The 612-nt window shown below is 45.4% G+C and carries 1 protein-coding gene; it reads left to right on the top strand.

The window, feature by feature from the left end:
* The first annotated feature begins 27 nt into the window (after positions 1-27).
* A complete protein-coding gene (locus tag R7093_RS26400) occupies positions 28-501 on the top strand; it encodes an OsmC family protein (RefSeq protein ID WP_318147173.1) in 474 nt (157 codons plus the stop codon).
* Positions 502-612 lie beyond the last annotated feature (111 nt).

The following is a 612-nucleotide window of genomic DNA, read 5'->3' on the forward strand; positions in this document are numbered from 1 at the left end:
ACACCACTCAACAATCAGGGAATGAGTATGAGTAAGCACACGGCATTAATAGCGTGGCAACGCCAGGCCAATGAAATCTTTAGCGATAATCAATACAGTAGAGCGCACACTTGGCGCTTTGATGGCGGTTTGTTAGTTCCTGCTTCGCCATCTCCTCATGTTGTTCCGTTGCCGCTGTCGGTAGAAGAAAACGTCGATCCCGAAGAGGCGTTTGTTGCGGCACTTTCTAGTTGCCATATGTTGGTTTTCCTTTCGATTGCAGCAAAGCGTCGTTATGTTATCGACTCTTATGTTGATGCAGCTGAAGGGGAGTTGACCGTTGGTGAAAATGGGAAAGAGTGGGTTTCGAGAGGGGTGTTAAATCCGACAGTTGTATTTTCTGGTGATAAGCAGCCAAGCTATGAGCAATTGGAAAAAATGCACCACATGGCGCATGAAAACTGTTTTATCGCGAATTCGGTGAAAACGGAGATCGTGACCAATATTCTTTATTCTGATTAGTGCTCCACAGCCAAGCTAAAACTCTAAATCGCAGCGATAGTGATGAGATACGAGTGACCTGTTTCACACTATTGCTTCGTTGCCTGCATTAAATGCGTGATTGTTGTGCAG

The organism is Vibrio sp. 1580, assembly GCF_033340055.1.

Bases quoted from the DNA above. Each gene is read 5' to 3' on its own strand.
- R7093_RS26400 (WP_318147173.1), top strand. From the start codon at position 28: ATGAGTAAGCACACGGCATTAATAGCGTGGCAACGCCAGGCCAATGAA.